Consider the following 22,988-nt stretch of genomic DNA (forward strand, 5'->3'; position numbering starts at 1 on the left):
CGGCCGGTTTACGGCAACGGCAACTTGACCCGCGGCTTGCTCTCGACAAACAGCGCCCAACTGGACATGAACAGCGCCGCCACCAGCGGCCCGATCACAAACCCGTTCAGGCCGAACACCGACAAGCCGCCCAGGGTCGAGATCAGGATCAGGTAGTCGGGCATCTTGGTGTCCTTGCCCACCAGGATCGGGCGCAGCACGTTGTCTACCAGGCCGATCACGAATACGCCGAACAGGCCCAGCACTACGCCCTGCCAGATCGCCCCGCTCAGCAGGAAATACGCCGCCACCGGCCCCCACACGATGCCCGCGCCCACCGCCGGCAACAGAGACAGGAACGCCATCAGCACCGCCCAGAGCAACGCGCTGGGGATATCCAGAAACCAGAAAATCAACCCGCCCAACGCGCCCTGGGTCACCGCCACCAGCACGTTGCCCTTGACCGTGGCGCGCACCACGCGGTTGAACTTGAGCTGCAGGCGACGCTTTTGCGGTTCGGCCAACGGCACCGCCGTGCGCACCTTGCGCACCAGCTCCGGGCCATCGCGCAAAAAGAAAAACAGCAGATACAGCATGATGAAAAAGCTCACCAGGAAATCAAACGTGCCCTGGCCGAAACTGAACGCCTGGGTGGCAAAGAACTGACTGCCCTGCATCGCGCTCTTGACGATTTTCTCGCGCAGCCCTTCCAGGTTGCCCATGCCAAAGCGATCCAGCAGGTGCTGGAAATACGGCGGCAGGAAGTTCTTGAACTGTTCGATGTAGCCGGCCACATCCAGCTTGCCGCTTTCGATGTTCTTGTACAGGGTGGCGCCCTCCTGTACCAGCAACGCACTGGTGATAATCACCGGCAAAATCGCGATGACCAGGCATGCGGCCAAGGTGGTCAGGGACGTGAGATTGCGGTTCCAGCCAAACTTGAGCTGCACGCGGCGCTGCATGGGCGCAAAGATGATGCCGAGGATCACCGCCCAGAACACCGCGCCGTAAAACGGCAGCAATATCCAGATAAAGGCGACGGTCACCAGGACCAGCAGTAACAACAGGGTTTTGAATTGCAGGGTGGTTTGGTTCATGTCCGGTCCATGTCAGAAAAGCAACGGGCCTGTGTAGGCCCTGTTGCTTAGTCCGCTGCGAAACCTGGGAGTGCCCTTATTTATCGCACACCGGTAAACCGCCCTGTTCACGGGTGCGAATCGTCTGCCTTGGCCTCGTCCAACAGTGCCCGGATCATCCGCTCCTGGTCCTCGTAGCGACCTTCGCCGAAGTGGCTGCCGCGTATGCGCCCCTTGGCATCGATCAGGTAATGGGCAGGCCAATACTGATTGTCGAAATTGCGCCAGATCGCGTAGTTATTGTCGATGGCCACCGGGTAGGTGATGCCCAATCTGTGCACCTGGGCCTTGACGTTGTCGATGATGCGCTCGTACCCGTATTCCGGGGTGTGCACGCCGATCACCACCAATCCATCCTTGGCGTACTTCTCAGCCCATGCTTTGACATACGGCAGGGTGTGCTGGCAGTTGATGCAGTCATACGTCCAGAAATCCACCAGCACCACTTTGCCTTTGAGCGCCTGCGGGGTCAGCGGCGGCGAGTTGAGCCATTCAACGGCACCGGACAGCGACGGCATCGCACCCTGGTCGTTCGCGGCCAGCGGCGCTGCCTTGACCTTGCTGACCAGGTAATCCGCCACCTTGGGCACGTTTTCCAGCACCCCGCTCTCCAGGCGGCTGACGACCTCGGACGAGGTACCAGCCAGCAGGGTTCGGTCGGCACCAGTGGAAATCACCGCCGCCGCCGCCAATACCGCCACCCCGGCGCCCCGACGCAGCCAACCGGTCAGCGGAATCGACGCCTTGAGCCGGTTCACCAGGCCGCGCCCGGCGAAGATCAATGTGCCCAGGGACAGAGCGCTGCCCATGCCATAGGCCAGCAGCAACAGGCTGGTCTGCGCATTGGCGCCCTGCAGCATCGCACCGGTGAGGATCACCCCGAGGATCGGCCCGGCGCACGGCGCCCACAACAGGCCCGTGGCGATGCCGATCAGCAGTGACTTGAGCGGCCCCGACAGCGCGCGGCCGTCGGGAGCGATGCGGTTACCCAGCAGCACGAACGGGCGCGCCAGCCAGCCACCGATCCGCGCGCTGATCAACGACAGCGCAAACAGCACCATCACGATCAACGCCACCTGCCGTCCGGTGGCGTTGGCGCGTACCACCCACTCGCTGCTGACCGCCGCCAGGCTGGCGATCAGCGCAAAGGTCAGCGCCATGCCGCCGAGGGTCAGCAGGATTGAGCGGCGGGTGCGGTCGACACCGGCGAACAGAAACGGCACCACCGGCAGGATACAAGGACTGAGGACGGTCAGGACGCCGCCCAGGAATGCGATCAGTAGCATGATGTTCACCTCGGGTCGCGCGTGGCGAACTCAGTTGTCGCCGATGCAGGTGTCGGACACTTTCTGGTAGTTCAGAACCTGTTCGGTGCCGTGTGAGTCGAGGTAGGTCATCCGCGCGCCCACCACGCCGCAGGACGGCCCGGCGTCTTCGGTGATCGATAGCACTTTGCGGATGTCCAGATGCGTGCCGTAGGTGTAGGTCTGCTCGTTGGCACTGGCTTGCGCGCGCGCCGACAGCGTGCAGAGGTTGAGGGCGGCGAACAGGCAAGCGGCGTAGAGGGCTTTGCTGTGGTTCATGGCGATAGGCTCCAGTTCGGGTCGAAGCGAGGCGGTGTGCCTCGTTGGAACCGATTAAAAGCGCCGCAGGTATCGCGCCTGTGTCGAAAATCGCCGCGCGCCCCTCGGTACGTATCCACAGCGCCTGGAGATACACAGCGATACAAAAATGACCTGGGTCAATAAGCCCTCATCCGCCCTGCACTACCCTCGCGCCTTTTTGCGACCCTACCCATGCCCACTGTTATCGCCCCCGAACTGCTCGCCCCCGCCGGCACCCTGAAAAACATGCGCTACGCCTTTGCCTACGGCGCCGATGCGGTGTACGCCGGGCAACCGCGCTACAGCCTGCGGGTGCGCAATAACGAGTTCGACCACGCCAACCTGGCCCTGGGCATCCAGGAAGCGCACGCCCAGGGCAAGCGCTTTTATGTGGTGGTGAACATTGCGCCGCACAACGCCAAGCTCAAGACCTTCCTCAAGGACCTGGCGCCGGTGATCGCCATGGGCCCGGATGCGCTGATCATGTCCGATCCGGGACTGATCATGCTGGTGCGCCGGCATTTCCCGCAGATGCCGATTCATCTGTCGGTGCAGGCCAATACGGTGAACTGGGCCAGTGTCGAGTTCTGGCAGCAGCAAGGGATCTGCCGGGTGATCCTGTCGCGGGAATTGTCACTGGAAGAGATCGGCGAAATCCGCGAGCACGTGCCGGCCATGGAGCTGGAAGTGTTTGTACACGGCGCCTTGTGCATGGCGTATTCCGGGCGCTGTCTGCTCTCGGGCTATATGAACAAGCGCGACGCCAACCAGGGCACCTGCACCAACGCCTGCCGCTGGAAATACCAGGCCACCCCGGCGGTGGAAAACGCCACCGGCGAGATCGTCCAGCAATACGCGCCGGAACCGACCCTGGGTATCGGCGCGCCCACCGATCAGGTGTTCCTGTTGCAGGAAGCCAACCGCCCCGACGAACAGATGCCCGCCTTCGAGGACGAGCACGGCACCTACATCATGAACGCCAAGGACCTGCGCGCCGTGCAGCACGTGGAGCGCCTGGCCCATATGGGCGTGCACTCGCTGAAGATCGAAGGCCGCACCAAGTCGCACTTCTACTGCGCGCGCACCACCCAGGTGTATCGCCGCGCCATCGACGATGCGGTGGCCGGTCGCGCGTTCGACCGCAACCTGATGACGGACCTCGAGTCCCTGGCCCAGCGCGGCTACACCGAAGGTTTCCTGCGCCGCCACGTCCACGACGAATACCAGAACTACCAGAACGGCAGCTCGGTCTCCGAGCGCCAGCAGTTTGTCGGTGAGCTGAGCGGCGAGCGCCGGGGCGAATTGGCCGAGGTCAAGGTGAAGAACCGCTTCGCCGTGGGCAATCACCTGGAATTGATGACGCCCACCGGCAATTTTCACTTCGATCTGGCCGGCCTGCGCAACGCCAAGGACGAAGCCATCGACGTGGCGCCGGGGGACGGGCATACGGTGTATCTACCGCTGCCCGTTGAGATGGACCTGCGCTTTGGCTTGTTGATGCGCGACGTCTGATCAGATCCTGAACTGGCCGACCAGTTGCCCCAGGCGTTGGCCCAGCTCCGCCAGACTGCGCGAAGTCTGGGCGCCCCGTTGGGTTTCATCGGCCACGCTGTCCACCGCCGAGGCAATCTGATGCACGCTGCGGTTGATCTCTTCGGCCACGGCGGTCTGTTCTTCGGCGGCGCTGGCGATCTGGGCGTTCATTGAATTGATGGTGGCGATCAACTGGGCCATGGTATCCAGCGATGCGCCGGCCTGGTTGGCCTGGGCCGAGGTGCCGTCGCCGGCGTCGCTGGAGCGGCGCATGGCTTGCACGGCCGCCTCGGTGCCGGTTTGCAGGCGGTCGATCATGCCCTGGATTTCCTGGGTGCTGGTCTGGGTGCGGCTGGCCAGGGCGCGCACTTCGTCGGCTACCACCGCGAAACCACGGCCGGCCTCCCCGGCCCGCGCGGCTTCGATGGCAGCGTTGAGGGCCAGCAGGTTGGTCTGCTCGGCGATCGAGCGGATGACGCTCAACACGCTGACAATCGACGTCACGTCCTGTTGCAGGCTGTCGAGGGACACGCCGCTGCTGCGGATATCGTTCACCAACGCGTGGATCTGCACGATGCTGCCGTCTACCACGCGTTTGGCCGCCTGACCTTCGGCGTCGGTCTGCTGCGCGGCCACCGAGGCGCCCTGAGCACTGCGCGCCACTTCCTGGGCGGCGGACGACATTTGATTGATGGCGGTGGCAACCTGATCTGTCTCGTGACGCTGACGCTCCATGGCCTGCTCCGAACGCTGGGCCTGGTCGGACACCTGACTGACCAGACCGGTGAGCTGCGCGGTCATTTCAGTGATCTGGCGCACCAGGCCGTGGATCTTGTCGACAAACCGATTGAACGCGCCGGCCAACTCGCCCAGTTCGTCCTGGCTGGTGATGGCCAGGCGTCGGGTCAGGTCGCCCTCGCCTGCGGCGATATCGTCGAGGTTGGCTTTCATCAAATGCAGCGGGCGCAGAATCGTATTGGCCAGCACCATGCCCACGGCGGCAATCACCAGCAACACCACCACCGCCACGCCGAGGATGCTCAGCAGCACGCCTTCCATGCGCTTCTCGACCTTGGCCTCGACCACCGCCACCTGGGCTTCGATGCCGTCGAGGTTGACCGAGGTGCCGATGACCATGTCCCACTTGGGCAGGTACTCGGTGTAGCCGAGCTTGGGCACCAGTTCGGTCTGCCCCGGCTGGGTCGAGCTGTATTGCAGGTAATGGCTGCCGTCCTTGCCGACCTTGACCAGGTCGCGATTGACATAGACGCCGTTGGGGTCGCGGTTGTCCTTGAAGCTCTTGCCCACGCCGTCGGGGCTGTTGCCTTTGAACAGGCGGATGGTTTCGGAGTCGTAGCCGAAGAAATAACCGTCCTTGCCATAGCTGGTGTTGGACAGCAGCTTGACCACCTCGGCCCGCGCCGCCGTATCGCCGGGCGCGGCGGCATCGTAGAGCGGCTTGATGGTACTCATGGCCACTTCCACATAACTTTGCAGAGTGGCTTTGGCGTTATTGAGCAGGCGCTGGCGGGTTTCATCCACCTCACTGCGCGCCTGGCCCTGGAGGATCCACACCGTGGTGAGGCTGATGACCACCGCGAACAGCAACACCGGCACGACGGCAAGGGACAGGACTTTGGCCTTCAGGCTCAGACGCATGGCTTTTCTCTCTTATTGGGCGACTTGAGAGCGTATCGGCCGATGGAAAACTATCTGTAGGAGCGAGCGCGCCCGTTCCTACAGTGACAGGGTCAAAGAGTCATCGCCGCCAGCCAGCCAAACGCCAGCAACGGGATGTTGTAGTGCAGGAACGTGGGAACCACGGTGTCCCAGATGTGGTGGTGCTGGCCGTCGATATTCAGGCCGGAGGTCGGGCCGAGGGTGGAATCCGACGCGGGCGAACCGGCATCCCCCAACGCCCCCGCCGTGCCGACGATGCACACGATGGCCATTGGGCTGAAGCCCAGTTGCACGCACAGCGGCACGAAGATGGCGGCCAGGATCGGCACCGTGGAAAACGACGAGCCGATGCCCATGGTCACCAGCAGCCCCACCAGCAACATCAACAGCGCACCGACCCCACGGCTGTGGCCGATGAACGCAGCCGACGTTTCCACCAGCGAACGCACATCGCCGGTGGCCTTGAGCACTTCGGCGAACCCTGAGGCGGCGATCATGATGAAGCCGATCATGGCCATCATCTTCATGCCTTCGGTGAACAGGTCGTCGGTCTCGCGCCAGCGCACGATGCCCGAAGCCGAGAAAATCAGGAACCCGGCCAGTGCGCCGATGATCATCGAGTCCAGCCACAACTGAATGATAAACGCCGAGGCAATCGCCACACCGGCCACCAGCAGGGTCAGCGGGTTGTACTGCACCGCCACCTGCTCGACCCGCTCGATTTTTTCCAGGTCGTACACGCGTTTTTTGCGGTAGCTGATAAATACCGCGACCAGCAGGCCGACCACCATGCCCAGCGCCGGCAGGCTCATGGCGTGGGTCACGTTGACCTGGCTGATATCCACCCCGCTCTTGGCTACGTTGGCCAGCAGGATCTGGTTGAGGAAGATATTGCCGAAGCCCACCGGCAGGAACATGTACGGCGTGATCAGACCGAAGGTCATCACACAGGCGATCAAGCGGCGGTCCAGCTGCAGCTTGGTCAATACGTACAACAGTGGCGGCACCAGCAGCGGGATAAACGCAATGTGGATCGGCAGGATGTTCTGCGACGCAATCGCCACCACCCACAGCAGGCCGATCAGCAACCATTTGACGTGACTGCCGCCAGTGGCCTCCTGACGGTCCACCAGCAGCAGCGCCTTGTCCGCCAGAGCATGGGCCAGGCCGGACTTGGCGATTGCCACCGCGAACGCACCGAGCAGGGCGTAGGACAACGCCACCGTCGCGCCGCCGCCCAAGCCGCCGTTGAAAGCGCTGAGGGTGGCCTCGATGCCCAGGCCGCCGGTGAGACCGCCCACCACCGCGCCGACGATGATGGCGATGACCACATGCACGCGGGACAGGCTGAGCACCAGCATGGTGCCGACCGCGGCGATGACTGCGTTAATCATGGTTACCTCAAGCAGAAACAGAAAAACAGGCATGCCCGCGCCCCGGCGGCCCATTGGAAGGGCGGCCGGCATGCAGGCTTCAAGGAGGTCTTATTAGAGGGCGGGCACTTTGCAGCAGGCGGGGCCGCATGTCAAAAACCGATGCGAAGGCACGGGCGCTTCCGGCAGATTTAAATTGATCGTTTGAATAAAGAAACCGTCAGAGCCGCCGATAAACAGGCTCTTCGTGTTTTCAGGTAAGGATGTCCGATGTCGCTTAGACAACTCTCCATTCAATGGAAAATCACCCTGCTCGCCGGCCTCTGCCTGCTGGGAATCGTGAGCCTGCTGGTGGGGTTGTCGCTGTACCGCATGGCGCAGAATTCCGAGCAGGTCAAAGCGTCCAGCATGCAAATGCTCGACGAAGCCGCCCAGGCGCGTATCGAAGCCCAGGGTGAGGTGCAGGCGCTGGGGATTCGCCGGCAGTTCATGGACGCCTACCAATATGGTCATGGCTTTGCCCGCCAGGTACTGTTCTTGCGCGAACAGGCCGAAAAACGCTTTCTGGACGCCTTCGACACCCGCGAAGACCTGACCCGCCAGGTCAAGGCCGCGTTGCAGGCCAACCCGGACCTGCTGGGCCTTTCGCTGGTATTCGAAGCCAATGCGCTGGACGGCAAGGATGAACTGTTCGCGAGCCAAGCCGAGCTGGGCAGCAACGACAAGGGCCGCTTTGCCCTGTACTGGTCGCAGCCGACGCCCGGCCAGTTGACCTCGATGGCGCTGCCGGAAAGCGACATGACCGACACCGCCGTCGGCCCCAGCGGTGAAAAGGCCAACGCCTGGTTCACCTGCCCGCGCACCACCCTCAAGCCGTGCGTGATCGAACCCTATTTTTATGTGATCAACGGGCAGAACGTGCTGATGACCAGCATCGTGTTCCCGCTGATGGTCAACGGTAAGGTCATCGCGTCGCTGTCGGTGGACATCAACCTCAACAGTCTGCAGGCCGTGAGCCAGCAGGCCAGCCACAAGCTGTACGACGGCCAGACCCAGGTCAGCATCCTCAGCCCCACCGGCTTGCTCGCCGGCCACAGCGCGGACGCCGGCAAACTCAGCCAGCGCCTGGACCAGGTCGACCGCAATAGCGGCGCGCAGCTGATCGGTGCGCTGGCCGGCAGCACGGGCATCAGCAGCCTGCGCACCGAGCATCAGCTGAAGGTACTGGCGCCGTTCGCGCCGATCCCCGGCGGCAAACCGTGGGGGGTGTTGCTTGAAGTACCGGAAAAAGTCCTGGTAGGCCCCGCCGAAATCCTCAAGGCGCAGATGGACGCGCACAACACCCGTGGCACCCTGCTGGAACTGAGCCTGGGCCTGCTCGCGGCGGTGATCGGCCTGATCCTGGTGTGGTTGATGGCCCGCAGCGTGACCCGGCCGATCCTGGACGTTGCGCGCATGCTCGAAGACATCGCCAGCGGCGAAGGCGACCTGACGCGGCGCCTGGCCTATGACAAACGCGATGAACTGGGCCAACTGGCCGGCTGGTTCAACCGCTTCCTCGACAAACTGCAGCCGATCATCGCCGAGGTCAAACGCTCGGTGCAGGACGCCCGTGGCACCGCCGACCAATCCGCCGCGATCGCCACCCAGACCAGCGCCGGCATGGAGCAGCAGTATCGCCAGGTCGACCAGGTGGCCACCGCCTCCCATGAAATGAGCGCCACCGCCCAGGACGTGGCCCGCAGCGCGGCACAGGCGGCCCAGGCCGCGCGCGATGCCGACCGGGCCACCCGCGCCGGCCTCACCGTGATCGACCGCACCACCGCCAATATCGACCAATTGGCGGCGGACATGAGCACGGCCATGACGCGGGTCGAAGGCCTTTCAGCCAACAGCGAAAAAATCGGTTCGGTGCTGGAGGTGATCCGCGGCATCGCCGAGCAGACCAACCTGCTGGCGCTTAACGCTGCGATTGAAGCCGCCCGTGCCGGTGAGGCCGGCCGTGGCTTTGCCGTGGTAGCCGACGAAGTGCGCAACCTGGCGCAACGCACCCAGGAATCGGTGGAAGAAACCCGCCTGGTGATCGAACACCTGCAGAGCGGCACCACCGACGTAGTGGGCGCCATGGGCAACAGCTATCGCCAGGCCCAGGGCAGTGTCGAACAGGTCGGCCAGGCCGTTACCGCGCTGCGCCAGATCGGCGACGCGGTCACCGTGATCAGCGACATGAACCTGCAGATCGCCAGTGCCGCCGAAGAGCAAAGCGCGGTGGCCGAGGAGATCAACAACAACGTGGCGACCATTCGCGATGTGACCGAGTCGCTGTCGGAGCAGGCCAATGAATCGGCGCGGGTGAGCCAGGCGTTGAATAGTCTGGCCAATCAGCAGCAGGGGTTGATGGATCAGTTCCGGGTGTGAAGGTTGAAGACCTTTCAACGAGGCGTACTCCCGATCGCCATGCGTCACGCATGGCGTTTGGGTAATTCGATCAGCGCCTTCAAACCGCCCCACTCGCTCTGCTGCAGCTGCAACACGCCGCCCCACACCTCGACGATATCGCGCACGATACCCAATCCCAGGCCGTGACCGTCGACCTGTTCATCCAGACGCGCGCCACGGCTCAATACCTGGTTGCGCTGGGCTTCGGGAATGCCGGGGCCGTCGTCCTCCACCGCCAGCAGGTAGTGTGTATGCGTTTCGCTGATGGTCAGGCGCACCTCGGCATCCGCCCATTTGCAGGCGTTGTCCAGCAGGTTGCCGAGCAATTCCAGCAGGTCTTCGCGATCCCATGGCAAATGCAGACCGGGAGGTGTGCGGTAGCTGAGGTCCAGGTGCTCGCCATGGATCATATTGAGGGTGGCGAGCAGACCCGGCAGTTCCTGTTCACAATCGAACAAGGCGCCCGGCAGGGTTTCACCGGCCAGGCGCGCGCGGTTGAGTTCACGGTTGAGGCGTTGTTGCACGTGCTCCAACTGGTCGCGCAGCAGTTGGCTCAGCTCGGGGCGGTCCTTGAGCGCCTCGCTGGACGCCGCGCTCAGCAACACCGCCAACGGGGTTTTCAAGGCGTGGCCGAGATTGCCCAGGGCATTGCGCGAGCGTTTGAGGCTGTCTTCGGTGTGGGCCAGCAGGTGGTTGATCTGCGCCACCAGCGGTTCCAGTTCGAGCGGCACCTGGGTGTCGAGCTGCGAGCGTTGGCCCTGCTGCAATTGGGCGATCTGGTTGCGCGCGGTTTCCAGCGGGCGCAGGGCGCGGCGCACGGTGATGCGCTGCAGCGCCAGCACCAGCAGTAACGCCGCCAGCCCCAGCACCAGACCGATCCGACGCATCATGCGAAAGCTTTCGCGCACGGGTGTGTAGTCCTGCGCCACACTGATAGAGATCGAATGACCGAAGCGCTTGTAGTCCGAGCGCAGGACCAGCAATTGCTGGCCTTCAGGCCCCAGTTGCAGATTGCCTTTCAGACCGGCCTCGGACAGGCGCGGCAGTTCCTGATCCCACAAGGAGCGGGAGCGCCAATGGGTGTCGGCGAAATCGATACGGAAATAATGCCCGGAAAATGGCCGCTGATAGGCCGGCGACAGACGGTGTTCGTCCAGTTGTACGCCATTGGGCCCACGCACCAACGCCACCAGCAGGTTCTCAGCGTCATTGCGCAAGCCCGCCTCCAGGTAACGTTGCAGCCCGGCTTCGAACAACCACAGGCTGGTTTGCGCCAGCACTACCCCGACGATCACCATTACGCTGACCAGCCCCAGGCTCAGGCGTCGTTGAATCGACTTCATGCCGCGCCGGCGCCAAACCGATAGCCCTGGCCCCGTCGGGTTTCGATCACGCTGCGGCCCAACTTGCGACGCAGGTGATTGACGTGCACTTCCAGTACGTTGGAGTCGCGCTCGGTTTCGCCGTCATACAGATGCTCGGCCAGATGGCTTTTGGACAGGATTTGCTCAGGGTGCAACATGAAATAACGCAGCAGGCGGAACTCGGCGGCAGTCAGCTGGATTTCGTCGCCGTCGCGCAGTACGCACTGGCGCCCTTCGTCCAGGTGCAGGCCGGCGGCGTGCAGGGTGGGTTGGTTGGCCTGGCCGTGGGAACGGCGCAGCAACGCCTGAATGCGCAGGTGCAACTCTTCGGGGTGAAAGGGTTTGCTCAGGTAATCGTCGGCACCGGCCTTGAGCCCTTCGATACGCTCGGCCCAGGAATCACGGGCGGTCAGCACCAGCACCGGGGTGGCCAGTGCCGCCGCGCGCCATTGCGCCAGCACCTCGAGCCCCGGCAGGCCCGGCAGGCCAAGGTCGAGAATGATCAGGTCGTAAGGTTCGCTGCGGCCCTGATACACGGCGTCGCGCCCGTCGGCCAGCCAATCGACGGCATAGCCCTGCCGCTGCAGGCCGGCCAGCAGTTCGTCGGCCAGGGGTACGTTGTCTTCCACCAGGAGCAGGCGCATCAGTCTTCCTCGTCTTTGATCAGCACGCCGCTGGTAGCGTCCAGCTTGATTTCGCGCACGACGCCATCGGTGGTTACCAGCTCCACTTCATAAGCATATTGCCCGTGTTTCTTTTCAAGCTCGGCTTCCAGCAGACGCGAGCCGGGATGTCGCGCCATGGCCTGCTGCAGCAATTGCTCCAGCGGCAGGATCACCCCCTGCTGGCGCAGCGCCAGGGCTTCATCCTGGTTGAGGTCGCGCGCCGCCAGGCCTGAGCAGAACACCATGAGCACCAGCGCCCATCGGCCGCCGGCGCGTAAATTTACCTTCATTACGTATCCTGATGATTCTTGAGAACCTGCCCGGTGAGCGCGTCCAATTCAATGTCCCATTCAACGCCGTGGGCATCTTCCAGTTCGACTTGATACAGGTATTTGCCGTATTCCTCGTCCAGGTCGGTGTCCAGCAACGTCGAACCGGGGTGCAGGGCCAGCGCCGCGGCTTCCAGTTGATCAAAAGCGACGATTGTAACAGTGGCGGGCACAGTCAGTGGTTTGTCGGGATCCACGGCGCCGGCCTGGTTCGCCATGCAGGCGATCATACCGACGGCGAATAAAGCTGTGAGGCTCTTCATGATGAGTCTCCGTAACACGATGTTTTCCTACGTCGGTCACGGTAGCCGTCGCAACTTAATTGAAACTGAATTGCCACCATGGCAATTCCGAGCCGGCGCCACAAACAACGGTGTTTATTCAGGATTCACGCGGTATGGTTAACACTTTTCGCGAGCGCATGTGCGCCTACACCTTGCTTGACCAGAGATCGGTATGACAGCCATCCATATCAAATTCCCCGCGCTGACCCTCAAGGCCGGCAAACGCGCCCTGTCGCGCATTCGTGAGCGGGGCCTTGCACCTGCGGATGTCGGCATACTCCCAGGCGCGGCCGGCGGGCCCAAGGCCTTGGGCATCCAGGGCCTTGACCTGGCGCTGTTCGGCGACTGGCTGCCCCGCGCACCACGGCAACGCGCGCTGATCGGTGCGTCGATTGGTTCCTGGCGCTTCGCCAGCGCCTGCCTGCCGGACCCGGTGCAAGGTCTGCTGGACCTCGGCCGCCTGTACAACGAGCAACGTTTCGCCAAGGGCGTGACCATGGCCCAGGTGAGCCAGAGCTGCGTGCGCATGCTCGACGATCTACTGGCCGGGCGCGATGCGCGGGTGCTGGACAACCCCGATTACCGGCTCAACATCATGGTGGTCAAGACCCATGGGCTGCTCGCCGATGACCATCGCGGGCGCCTGGGATTGGGCCTTTCGTCGGTGATTGCCGACAACCTGCGCGGCCGCGCGCGGCTGGCGCGGCACTTCGAACGCCTGATCGTCCACGACCCGCGCCAGCCGCCGCCGGTGCATCCGCTCAAGGACTTTACGTCGCGCTTTCTCGACCTGGACGTGGGCAACCTGCGCCAGGCATTGCTGGCATCCGGCTCGATCCCGATGGTGATGCAAGGCGTGCGCGACCTGCCCGGCGCCGGCCAGGGTACCTACCGCGACGGCGGCCTGCTGGACTACCACCTCGACCTGCCCTACCACGGCGACGACATCGTGCTGTACCCGCACTTCACCGATCGGGTCATCCCCGGCTGGTTCGACAAAGGTCTGCCCTGGCGGCGCAGCAATCCGCAAGGCTTGCAGGATGTGTTGCTGCTCGCGCCCTCCAGGGAGTATCTGGCGCGCCTGCCCCACGGCAAACTGCCGGATCGCAGCGACTTCAAGCGTTTCATGGGCGACGATCCGAGTCGCAACAAGTACTGGCAGGCCGCAATGAGCGAGAGCCGGCGGCTGGGGGATGAGTTTCTGCAATTGGCCGATAACGGTGGGCTAGGCGAGCGCCTGCAGGCGCTTTGACCGAGCGGTATGCGCGGCGAGGGAGCAAGCTGTTAAACTCGCCGGCTGCCAGATACCTGACCGAGCTGAAAATACCGTGGAAATCTTTAAGGAATTTACATTCGAATCCGCCCACCGCCTGCCGCACGTACCGGACGGCCATAAATGCGGGCGCCTGCACGGGCATTCATTCAAGGTGGCGATCCACCTGAGCGGCGACCTGGATCCCCACACCGGCTGGATTCGCGATTTCTCGGAGATCAAGGCGATTTTCAAGCCGCTCTACGAACGCCTCGACCACAATTACCTCAACGACATTCCCGGCCTGGAAAACCCCACCAGCGAAGTGCTGGCCAAATGGATCTGGACTGAACTCAAACCGCTGCTGCCGGAGCTGAGCGCGATTCGTATCCACGAAACCTGCACCAGCGGCTGCATCTATCGCGGTGAATAACCGCCAGTAAACACACACTGTGGCGAGGACACCCGCTCCCTCGTCACAGGGCCGTCCGGCTGATCTATTTTGTGTCACTGCTGCACCGCTTTCGTCCCTCAAGGGCATCGCGAACCGCCTGTTTTGCTCCGTTCCTGCCTCGATTTACGCACTGCTGCCCGTTTGGCACGCGTGGTGCAGCAGGCCTGCGTCACTCATTCAGGGAGCAAGTCACATGACGCAGCACGAACCGGGCAACGATTACCCCTTGAGCGAAGTCCCGATGCATGCACGTAAAGGCTTGGCGTCCACCGCCATGGTGCTGCTGGGCTTTACCTTTTTTACCGCGACCATGTTTGCCGGCGGCAAACTGGGGGTGGCGTTCAGCTTCACCGGGATGCTCGGCGTCGTGGCCTTGGGTAACCTGCTGTTGGGTATTTACGCCGCAGGCCTGGGCTATATCGCCTTTAAAAGCGGCTTGAACTCGGTGTTGATGGGACGCTTCTGCTTTGGCGAGGTGGGCAGCAAGCTCAGCGACCTGATCCTCGGGTTTACCCAGATCGGCTGGTACGCCTGGGGCACCGCCACCGCCGCCGTGGTGCTCGGTAAATATTTCGAACTGAGCCAGGGCAGCGTGCTGGGGTTGATGGTGCTGTTCGGGCTGGTGTTCTGCGCCACGGCCTACGTGGGCTATCGCGGGCTGGAGATTCTGTCCTACATCGCGGTGCCGGCCATGGGCATCCTGCTGGTGCTGTCGATGTGGGTGGCTACGGTGAAAATCGGTGGGTTGGATGGCCTGCTGGCCGTGAAGCCGACCGGCCAACTGGACCTTTCCACGGCGATTACCCTGGTGTTCGGCACCTTTGTCAGCGGCGCGACCCAGGCCACCAATTGGACGCGGTTTTCCCGCTCGGCCAAGGTCGCGGTGCTGGCCAGCCTGATCGGCTTCTTTATCGGCAATGGGCTGATGGTGCTGATCGGGGCGTATGGCGCGATCGTCTATCAACAGCCCGATGTTGTGGAAGTGTTGCTGCTGCAGGGCTTTGCCATGGCCGCAATGGCTATGCTGCTGCTCAATATCTGGAGCACTCAGGACAATACCATCTACAACTTCGCCGTGGCCGGCTGCAACCTCCTGCGCACCAGACGCCGCAAGACCGTGACCCTGGCCGGCGCGGTGATCGGCACCCTGCTGGCATTGCTGGGCATGTACGACATGCTGGTGCCGTACCTGATTCTTCTGGGCACGGTAATCCCACCGATAGGCGGCGTGATCATGGCGGACTTCTTCTACCGCTACCGCGGTCATTACCCGCGCCTGGCGGATGCATGCCTGCCCGCGTTCAACTGGCCGGGGCTGCTGGCCTATGGGGTGGGCACCGTGCTGGCGTTCAATTCGCCGTGGGTCGCGCCGCTGGTGGGAATTGGTGCGGCATCGCTGACCTACATCCTATTGATCGCCCTCCTGCGTGTGCGTGCGCCGCTGGCTGACGCCCAGGCATGAACCTGCTTTCACAGGAATGCTAACCTCACCGGCAGAACCCGCTGCGACACCGCGCCAGAGCCTCGCGGCCTGACGCGGACCAATCGCCATGACCGCCTGAACGCCGACCCGAGAGTCCGGCGGCAATCTGCCCGATATTTTTTGCCAAGAGGAACTAGCCCATGCACATCATCAACGCTCGCCTGCGCCACCGTGAAGGCCTGCATGATCTGCACCTGGAAAACGGCCGGATCGCCAGCATCACCGCACAAACCAGCGTGCCGGCCCTGGGGCCCGACGACCTGGACGCCGCCGGCAACCTGGTGATCCCACCCTTCGTCGAACCGCACATCCACCTCGATGCCACCCTGACCGCCGGCGAGCCACGCTGGAACATGAGCGGCACGCTGTTCGAGGGCATTGAGTGCTGGGGCGAACGCAAAGCCACGATCACCCAGGAAGACACCCGCACACGCGCGCAAAAGACCATCCAGGCCCTGGCCGCCCACGGCATTCAGCACGTACGCACCCACGTCGACGTTACCGACCCGCAGCTCACCGCGCTCAAGGCCATGCTGCAGGTGCGCGAAGAAAGCGCGCACCTTATCGATCTGCAGATCGTGGCCTTTCCCCAGGAAGGCATCGAGTCTTACCGCAATGGCCGCGAACTGATGGAGGAAGCCATCCGCATGGGCGCCGATGTCGTCGGCGGCATTCCGCATTTTGAATACACCCGCGATCAGGGCGTGAGTTCGGTGAAATTCCTGATGGACCTGGCCGAACGCAGCGGCTGCCTGGTGGATGTGCATTGCGACGAAACCGATGACCCCCACTCGCGCTTCCTTGAAGTGCTCGCCGAAGAAGCCCGCAGCCGCGACATGGGCGCACGCGTCACCGCCAGCCATACCACCGCGATGGGCTCCTATGACAATGCCTACTGCGCCAAACTGTTCCGCCTGCTGGGGCATTCCGGTATCAGTTTTGTCTCATGCCCTACCGAGAGCATTCACCTGCAAGGACGCTTCGACAGCTTCCCGAAGCGTCGTGGCGTGACGCGAGTCAACGAGTTGCTGGAAGCCGGCATGAACGTGTGCTTCGGCCAGGACTCCATCGTCGACCCGTGGTACCCCCTGGGCAACGGCAACATCCTGCGCGTGCTGGAAGCCGGTCTGCATATCTGCCATATGCTCGGTTATCGCAACCTGCAAAGCGCCCTCGACCTGGTCACCGACAATAGCGCCAAGGCGATGGGCTTGGGCGAGCGCTATGGCTTGGAGCCGGGGCGCCCGGCCAACCTGTTGATCCTCTCGGCAGACAGCGACTACGAGGTGATCCGCAGCCAGGGCCTGCCGCTCTATTCGATCCGCAACGGCAAGGTGTTGATGAAACGCCAGCCCGCGCAGGTGGCGTTCATGTAAGCGGGCGGTTCAGACAATCGAGTCGATATCCAGTGGCTGCGCCTTCCCACGCTCACTGGACGTGGCGGGTGGAATGCTCGCCGCCGGTGGCGTCTCGCGGTTTTCGCGATGACTGAACCAGCGCTTGAGGCTGGGTTGCAGGTGCGCGGCCTGGGCGTGGCTGCCGTACACATCCCGCGCATCCAGGCGGCGCCAGCGCAGACTTTCCAGGCGCCGGCGGCTGGTATGCAAACGATCGATCTCAGCATTCAACGCCTGATGATAGTGCTCAGGTACATGGCTGCGCCCATTCGGCGCGGGACGACGGTCCAGCTCACGTCGCTTGTCGCGCAATTGCTGGCGCATGCTTTCCAACGCGCGATCCAGTTGTTCGTATTCGCTGTGTGTCACCAGCGAGCTCTGGTTCTCCAGGGTCTGCTGCCAGCGCCGTAGCGTGGCCCAGGCGGCCGGGATGTAACTGGCAGTCATAAAGTGCTGGCTTGCCTGGAACAACTGCCTCAGGAAGTTCTCACGCAAGGGCGTATCGCCCTGCAGTTGCAGTGCACGGTTGGCTCCAGCCTCCTGGATGGACTCGCAACCAGGTTTCCATAGCACCGAAGACTGGGTGCCATCGGCCAACGTGATCGGCATGTAGTGTTGCTGCTCGCCGTGGTGCTGGTAAGGATTGCCACCCACGCGCACCAACCCCGTGGCGAACAACAGCCCCCCGGGGATAGGCGCGCTGAACACGGTAACCGCACCGGGAACCCACAGCTTGGCGGTGGTGTTCATCCACGGTGCCGGAACACTGGGGACCGGGTCGTTGTGGTTGACGATACGGTGATGGACCAGGGCGGAAGCACCAGCGACGAATTCGGAATCGGCGGCGCGGGGGGCGCCGTAGGTGTAGAGGAGGATGTTGTAGTTAGACTCCGGGACTCGGCGCAAGCCCTCGGCTAGCAACAACGCGATAGCGCCACCCAGGCTATGACCACAAATGACGATGCGCTGACCGTCGTGAAACTGATCGAGGTAATGCAGCACAAACTCCCGCATCGCCCGGTAAGCCTCGTAAAAACCTTTGTGTACCTTACCAATGCCGTCTACAACCGGCACCTGATGGGCATCTGCATCTCGCAAAACATCAGCTTTACTGAAGGTGCCGCGTACGGAAATAAGGATCACCTCATCGTGATGAACAATGAACGCTTGAGTATCGGTACCTGATTTCTCGTCATCGAAAAAGTGCAAGCTTGCAGGGTGCTCCTGCTCATTTCCACGGTCGGGACGATTTAATGGATATAACTCTGGATCAAAAGGAAGAATCTCAAACCGCCGCGAATAAGACACCTCTTCATAGAGCGGATAAAAACGTTGTACCTGCTCTGGATCGATTTTCCACGCTTCCTCGTAGCTGGATAGCTGTTCAGCAAAAAAATTTCCTACGCTTGGATTCAGAGGAAAATAGACTTCATTAAAAGGCTTCTCCCGCGGGTCCTGGCCAAAATCGCAGTAACTAAAAGCCGCCATCAACGACAGTTGATAAAGGTTCAAGGCACAGAAATTGTCATCGATAGAGATGATGGGGCGTAAGGCACGCAGCGGCCGCACTTCCAGGACTGTGTGGCTGTTGGGAAAAAGCACGATCCCCGCCAACGTTGGCTGGGGTGCACCAAAGCCTAGATCAGCCATCATTTTCAGGGCATGCCGTGGCGGCTGATGAATACGAGGTGCCGGCGGAGGCAGGTGAGCAACGTGGCGGACTAAATCGCGCACTTCAACTTGATAAAACTTGTTGGCCTTCTGCCGAGCAGGATTGCTTTCACTACGACGACCATCAGTTGCAGCGAACCGAGTGTGTTCAGCACGAAACTGGAGCTCGGTAATAGGCAATTGATAAGTAGGACGCGCCATTAACCGCTGGTACAGCTTCTCTACCCCTGTATACAGCGAGTCAAAAATAAGAACCACAGGGCCACAATTGATATCTCGCAGTTTGACGAATCCGTCCGCATCCAGCCTGCCCTCGTACTTGCACCCGACGCTGTCGTGGATTGTGTAGGGCAAGCCACCATAGCTGCTTCCCACTCCGAATTCATCGACCAGGCAAAAGCTGACCCAGTCACCATGTAATGGACAGGCGGGTTTACTGCTACTGAAAAATGGGTGCTTCCGTGCATCCAGATCCATAAGTTGGCTCCTTATTAATTGCAGGATGGATAGACGTCGCAGACACGTCCATCCGGCATTGTTATAGGTTTGAAATGAGTGGTGTCGCCGTTGCAGAAGGCGTAACGATCTTCGAAGCTTGTCCCTCTGCAACGCTTCCAGCCACCAGGGACAGCGACCCAATTGTTGTCAAACGCGGGGGTTTCAACGTCAGATAACGTCAACGACATCCTTAACGTTTTTCCCGCCAAGCGATCTCGTTGCGCCAAGCCTCCGGCTCGGGTTTTCTGCGTTTGCCCGGTTGTATCCAATGAACGGCATTGCAGGATTTTCCTGATTCCGTGAAGAGGGCCGACGGTCCTGAACCTCCATTCGCACTGACCTCTTAACTCCGTCACACCCAACTCAGGCGTCCATTGGCTGTCAGGCGCCAACTGATCAAGGATGGAAATAGCCCCGACATCCCCCCCGACATCCGTACTCCTCACCCCCCATTTCGCAGTAAAACCAAACTCCACACTGCGCAATACCAACGGGCACCCCTCCACCCTTTCACTCAACGGCAACTCATAACTGACCCGGCTGGCCACAGCCTTGTATTCCGTAAAAAATACCTTTCGCTCAGGCCGTTTACCTCGACGCCTGGGCAAGGTGCAGGTTTCGCCCGTCGCGGGTCCGTAGTTGGCCGCGGTTTTGAGTTCGAATTGGGCGGGCAAATCCACTTCCAGCGTAAAGCTGTCCACTGGTTTCAACGTGCACCCCGTCAACCCCGCCATGCCCAGTAAGAACCCTGCGTGCCACCCTCGTTTATTCATCGATCTTCTCCACTGAGCGCCATTGTTCGACCACGCGTTGAAAGTGTTCTTCAGGTGCCTCGCCGATCATGGGCGGCCAGCGAATCACACTGGTGCGAGTGGCTTCTTCCAGCCTGCGGACCACCAGGAATTCAAGCTGTTGCGGCCGGTTCCATTGCCAGGCACGTGCCTGCTCCAGCACATGGGCAAGCCAGGCGCTCGCATCCTGGAATTCGACCAATGCCGCGAGGTCCTCGCTGTGCCTGGCGAGCAGGTAACGCAGGATATTGGCATGCAGGATCGCGTTGGCCTGGGGGTTGGGTGTATTGAGCCAGGGAGCGGGATCTGGGGCCGGGTACTCGCCGGGTGCCGGGTTGTCCACGTTGTGCCAGCGTTGCGCGTGCCAATAACACACGCTGACCAGCGGCCCGAGAAACGACGGCCAATGCTGCGGCGCCAAATGCTCGAGGGCGCGTGCAAAGGTACGGTTGTCGTGAAAGCGATAGAGCGCCTGATCCCCCTGCGGCCCCACAAGCAGCCGATCGCGCCAGTGCTGCGTCACGCCCGTCAGGTCGGGGGTTGCCAGGCTGCCCAGCCACCCCCAGTTCGTCTGCGGATGCTGCAGAAGGCTGAGCAGCGCGGGCTCGCCGGCGTGCTCGAGCAGCAGGATCAAAGGCCCCGCCGCCAATTGCGCCAACGGTGTCTGGGCATAAAGGCTGCGATATTGTGGTACGCCGCGCACCGCCAATAGCCGCTCGCACGCTTGATGGCCGCCGTCGAGTATCAAGCACAACCGCTGACCGGCCTGCTGTTGCCTGGCCATCCAGTGATGAGCAAGGTCGTCCATCACGCCGCCCTCCCATCGATAGCGCACGCGTTGTCTCGACAGCATTCACACAGCGGGCAAAAGTCAGCCCCCCATTGCCTGGCCCAATCCATGATCTGGCTCTGGACGGTCGATAGCTGCACGTTATTCACGCGCTCTGCAACTGCCGCGACGTTATCACCCGGCGCCAGGGGCAAGGCGGGACGAACGGCGGCAGGGCTGCCGCCGACGGTAATGGGGCGACTGCTGAATATGCCGCCCGCCTGGATCAACAGATGTTCCCCCCCGGCCTTGAAACTCAACTGTGCCCCGGCATCGATGACCAGGCTGGCTCCCGCCTTGACGTGCACCTCTTGCCCCGCTTCGATCACCAGGCTCTGGCCGATATGGACCTGGCTGCCGCCGTGCACGCGCAGGTGGTCATCGGCCTCGAGCACCACCTTGCGTTCGCCGGCAATGTGCTGGTGCGCCTGGTCACCCAAGCGGCTTGAACTCAAGCCGCGAATGGTTTCGTGCCGCTCGCCCGCCACCTCCAGGCGGCTGTCATGGCCGACATGCTGCTCGAAGTCGCGTTGAGCGCGCAGGTAAATGAGTTCATCGCCGCGACGATCCTCCACCAGCAGTTCATTGAAGCCCCCGCCGTCCGGGGAACTGCGGCTGCGCAGCACACTGCGCGTCTTGTGCTGCGGCAATGGATAGCTGGGCATGTGCAGCGCGTTGGGCAAGCAGCCGTTGATCAATGGCTGGTCCGGGTCGCCCTCCAGAAAGGTCACCAGCACTTCCATGCCCACCCGAGGAATGAGCGTGGCGCCGAACCCATCCCCCGCCCAACTTGACGCCACTCGCACCCAACCACTGCTTTTGTCGTCGGCTTGATCCCGGCGATCCCAATGGAACCGCACCTTGACGCGGCCGTACGCATCGCAATGCACCTCTTCGCCAGCGGGGCCGGTGACGGTAGCGGTCTGGCTACCGTTGATGGTCGGTTTGGGATGCTTGAGCGGCGGTCGATACGTCGCTCGCCAGGGGGTCGCCGTAAAACGGTTGCGGTAGCCCTGGAATCGATCGGACTCGACCACCGCTTCTTCCAGCACCTGGGGCTGATAGCCCTCGTGACGTACCGAGGTGATCAACCACAGGTCATTGCAGACAGGGTCGGGATGATCGTGCAGTTCAAGAAAATATCCGCTGCGCAGGAGCGGTTGATCGCTCCTGCCCAATGCTCGATGCCGATCCCGTTGATGACGCTCCAGCCCCCGTCGCGCGAGCTGTTGGCCGCGCAGACGAGTGCTGAAACCGGCGGGGTAGCGATAATCCTCAAGCGGTTGGGCGCGGGTTGCGTCTGCGCTGTCCTGCAGCCGCAGGGAGGGATGTTCGAAATCATGGTCACGGCGCACCGTTCGCTGGCTGCGAATGGAAAAACGCACATCGAACCGCTGCACACTGCGCATCGGCGCCTGCGGCCCACCGGCAGCGCAATAAGCTTGCGCCGGCAGACGATTGAACACCGTCTGGTCATCGCCGAACACCAGCACGTGGGCGGTTTCGCTGTGGCGAAAGTGGTAATGAATGCCTTCCTCTTCACACAACCGCTGGATGAAGTCCAGATCGGTTTCCGCGTACTGCACGCAGTACGCTCGCGGCGGGTAGATCACCGGCCCCAGCTCAAAGGCGTAGGCATCGGCGAGGATGCCGTGGTGTTCGAGCACGGCGGCAACAATCTGCGGAACGCTGCGTTGCTGAAAAATCCGCTGGTCGCGGCGATGGGCCAGGCAGGCCAGGCGCGGCGCCAATGTCAGATGGTAGCGGGTATAACGTCGACCGGGGTCATCGCGCCCAATGGCATAGACCTGGCCATGCAGGCCCGCTTCGGCGTCGCCTAGATCCAGATAAGCCGCCTGGTGAAGAAAAGCCTCCAGGTCAAGGTCCGGGTTTTCGCTGATCACTTGTACCTGAATGAAAAACGGTTGATCCAGAGCCTCCTGACCTTTGAATGCCAGCACTTTGAAGTCGTTATGGATGCCTGGAAGTATTAACTTGAAACTTGACGACGCAAACGCGTTAACCATCCGTTGTTACCCGCCCTTTATTACCCAACTGAAATAGTGATCGAACTTTTATCCCGCCGCCGCAACATCGGCAAAATCCAGGCAGGCAAAGTGCAAACTCGCGCCCTGAAGCTTAGCGATTACGGGAGAAAATCGATGTTTGGAAAATAAAAAAGAAGTTTCGTACGAAGATAATGGAAGCGTCTTTTAAAAAATAAAAA

At 61.9% G+C, this 22,988-nt stretch carries 18 protein-coding genes and 2 pseudogenes; 7 read left to right on the forward strand and 13 right to left on the reverse strand.

The features are described 5' to 3' along the window. Nucleotides 1-8 precede the first annotated feature (8 nt). The 3 genes from OSC50_RS14925 to OSC50_RS14935 all read right to left on the reverse strand — a co-directional run bounded on the left by OSC50_RS14925 (nucleotide 9) and on the right by OSC50_RS14935 (nucleotide 2,698). Nucleotides 9-1,076 carry an AI-2E family transporter gene (locus OSC50_RS14925; protein ID WP_181081388.1) on the reverse strand — a complete coding sequence of 356 codons (1,068 nt, stop codon included), beginning with the start codon at nucleotides 1,074-1,076 and terminating at the stop codon, nucleotides 9-11. A 107-nt stretch (nucleotides 1,077-1,183) separates the two neighbouring features. Next, nucleotides 1,184-2,401: a cytochrome c biogenesis protein DipZ gene (locus tag OSC50_RS14930; RefSeq protein ID WP_266248770.1), complete on the reverse strand. Its 1,218-nt coding sequence runs from the start codon at nucleotides 2,399-2,401 to the stop codon at nucleotides 1,184-1,186. A 30-nt stretch (nucleotides 2,402-2,431) separates the two neighbouring features. Further along, entirely contained in the window at nucleotides 2,432-2,698 is a 267-nt protein-coding gene (locus OSC50_RS14935) for a DUF2790 domain-containing protein (RefSeq protein ID WP_266248768.1), read from the reverse strand. A gap of 213 nt (nucleotides 2,699-2,911) precedes the next feature. Here OSC50_RS14935 and trhP point away from each other — a divergent pair, with 213 nt between their 5' ends. Beyond that, nucleotides 2,912-4,231 (forward strand): prephenate-dependent tRNA uridine(34) hydroxylase TrhP, encoded by a 1,320-nt coding sequence (gene trhP / locus OSC50_RS14940; protein ID WP_266248766.1) that lies wholly within the window; start codon nucleotides 2,912-2,914, stop codon nucleotides 4,229-4,231. Here trhP and ctpM read toward each other — a convergent pair whose 3' ends face one another. After that, nucleotides 4,232-5,911 (reverse strand): methyl-accepting chemotaxis protein CtpM, encoded by a 1,680-nt coding sequence (gene ctpM / locus OSC50_RS26350; RefSeq protein WP_181081384.1) that lies wholly within the window; start codon nucleotides 5,909-5,911, stop codon nucleotides 4,232-4,234. 92 nt (nucleotides 5,912-6,003) lie between these two features. After that, nucleotides 6,004-7,323, reverse strand: a complete 1,320-nt coding sequence (locus OSC50_RS14950) for a Na+/H+ antiporter family protein (protein WP_181081413.1) — start codon at nucleotides 7,321-7,323, stop codon at nucleotides 6,004-6,006. A 471-nt stretch (nucleotides 7,324-7,794) separates the two neighbouring features. Here OSC50_RS14950 and OSC50_RS26235 point away from each other — a divergent pair. Both OSC50_RS26235 and OSC50_RS26240 read left to right on the forward strand, forming a co-directional pair. Continuing rightward, a pseudogene (locus OSC50_RS26235) lies at nucleotides 7,795-8,865 on the forward strand (PDC sensor domain-containing protein); the annotation flags it as partial. A 273-nt stretch (nucleotides 8,866-9,138) separates the two neighbouring features. Next, a pseudogene (locus tag OSC50_RS26240) lies at nucleotides 9,139-9,723 on the forward strand (methyl-accepting chemotaxis protein); the annotation flags it as partial. Between the two features lie 44 nt (nucleotides 9,724-9,767). Here the strand turns inward: OSC50_RS26240 and OSC50_RS14960 are convergent. Genes OSC50_RS14960 through OSC50_RS14975 form a run of 4 tightly spaced genes read right to left on the reverse strand, consistent with a single transcriptional unit; the run spans nucleotide 9,768 to nucleotide 12,365 of the window. Beyond that, nucleotides 9,768-11,087, reverse strand: coding sequence for a sensor histidine kinase (locus OSC50_RS14960; protein ID WP_266248761.1), 1,320 nt, complete (start codon nucleotides 11,085-11,087; stop codon nucleotides 9,768-9,770). Continuing rightward, nucleotides 11,084-11,752 (reverse strand): response regulator transcription factor, encoded by a 669-nt coding sequence (locus tag OSC50_RS14965; protein WP_181081381.1) that lies wholly within the window; start codon nucleotides 11,750-11,752, stop codon nucleotides 11,084-11,086. The genes OSC50_RS14960 and OSC50_RS14965 overlap by 4 nt, the downstream gene beginning before the upstream one ends. After that, on the reverse strand, nucleotides 11,752-12,063 hold the full coding sequence (locus OSC50_RS14970; RefSeq protein WP_181081380.1) for a PepSY domain-containing protein: 312 nt from the start codon (nucleotides 12,061-12,063) through the stop codon (nucleotides 11,752-11,754). Before OSC50_RS14970 ends, OSC50_RS14965 begins: the two co-directional genes overlap by 1 nt. Beyond that, entirely contained in the window at nucleotides 12,063-12,365 is a 303-nt protein-coding gene (locus tag OSC50_RS14975; protein ID WP_253506397.1) for a PepSY domain-containing protein, read from the reverse strand. The genes OSC50_RS14970 and OSC50_RS14975 overlap by 1 nt, the downstream gene beginning before the upstream one ends. Before the next feature lie 193 nt (nucleotides 12,366-12,558). Between OSC50_RS14975 and OSC50_RS14980 the strand changes: the two genes are divergently transcribed. The 4 genes from OSC50_RS14980 to codA all read left to right on the forward strand — a co-directional run bounded on the left by OSC50_RS14980 (nucleotide 12,559) and on the right by codA (nucleotide 16,951). Next, nucleotides 12,559-13,638, forward strand: a complete 1,080-nt coding sequence (locus OSC50_RS14980; RefSeq protein WP_266248759.1) for a patatin-like phospholipase family protein — start codon at nucleotides 12,559-12,561, stop codon at nucleotides 13,636-13,638. Between the two features lie 76 nt (nucleotides 13,639-13,714). After that, a complete protein-coding gene (queD, locus tag OSC50_RS14985; protein ID WP_017736453.1) occupies nucleotides 13,715-14,071 on the forward strand; it encodes a 6-carboxytetrahydropterin synthase QueD in 357 nt (118 codons plus the stop codon). Between the two features lie 214 nt (nucleotides 14,072-14,285). Then, nucleotides 14,286-15,554 (forward strand): cytosine permease, encoded by a 1,269-nt coding sequence (gene codB, locus OSC50_RS14990; protein WP_253506390.1) that lies wholly within the window; start codon nucleotides 14,286-14,288, stop codon nucleotides 15,552-15,554. A gap of 161 nt (nucleotides 15,555-15,715) precedes the next feature. Continuing rightward, the gene (gene codA / locus OSC50_RS14995) at nucleotides 15,716-16,951 is read left to right on the forward strand and encodes a cytosine deaminase (RefSeq protein WP_253506388.1); all 1,236 of its coding nucleotides are present in this window, start codon (nucleotides 15,716-15,718) and stop codon (nucleotides 16,949-16,951) included. 9 nt (nucleotides 16,952-16,960) lie between these two features. Here codA and OSC50_RS15000 read toward each other — a convergent pair whose 3' ends face one another. The 4 genes from OSC50_RS15000 to tssI are packed head-to-tail and all read right to left on the reverse strand — an operon-like array spanning nucleotide 16,961 to nucleotide 22,788. Then, nucleotides 16,961-19,120, reverse strand: coding sequence for a lipase family protein (locus OSC50_RS15000; RefSeq protein WP_266248751.1), 2,160 nt, complete (start codon nucleotides 19,118-19,120; stop codon nucleotides 16,961-16,963). A gap of 14 nt (nucleotides 19,121-19,134) precedes the next feature. Next, complete coding sequence (locus tag OSC50_RS15005; protein ID WP_253506381.1) at nucleotides 19,135-19,914, reverse strand: hypothetical protein; 780 nt, start codon at nucleotides 19,912-19,914, stop codon at nucleotides 19,135-19,137. Continuing rightward, a complete protein-coding gene (locus tag OSC50_RS15010) occupies nucleotides 19,907-20,740 on the reverse strand; it encodes a DUF4123 domain-containing protein (protein WP_253506378.1) in 834 nt (277 codons plus the stop codon). Before OSC50_RS15010 ends, OSC50_RS15005 begins: the two co-directional genes overlap by 8 nt. After that, on the reverse strand, nucleotides 20,740-22,788 hold the full coding sequence (gene tssI, locus OSC50_RS15015) for a type VI secretion system tip protein TssI/VgrG (protein ID WP_266248749.1): 2,049 nt from the start codon (nucleotides 22,786-22,788) through the stop codon (nucleotides 20,740-20,742). Before tssI ends, OSC50_RS15010 begins: the two co-directional genes overlap by 1 nt. Nucleotides 22,789-22,988 lie beyond the last annotated feature (200 nt).

Source organism: Pseudomonas quebecensis, from assembly GCF_026410085.1.
Lineage (GTDB): Bacteria > Pseudomonadota > Gammaproteobacteria > Pseudomonadales > Pseudomonadaceae > Aquipseudomonas > Aquipseudomonas quebecensis.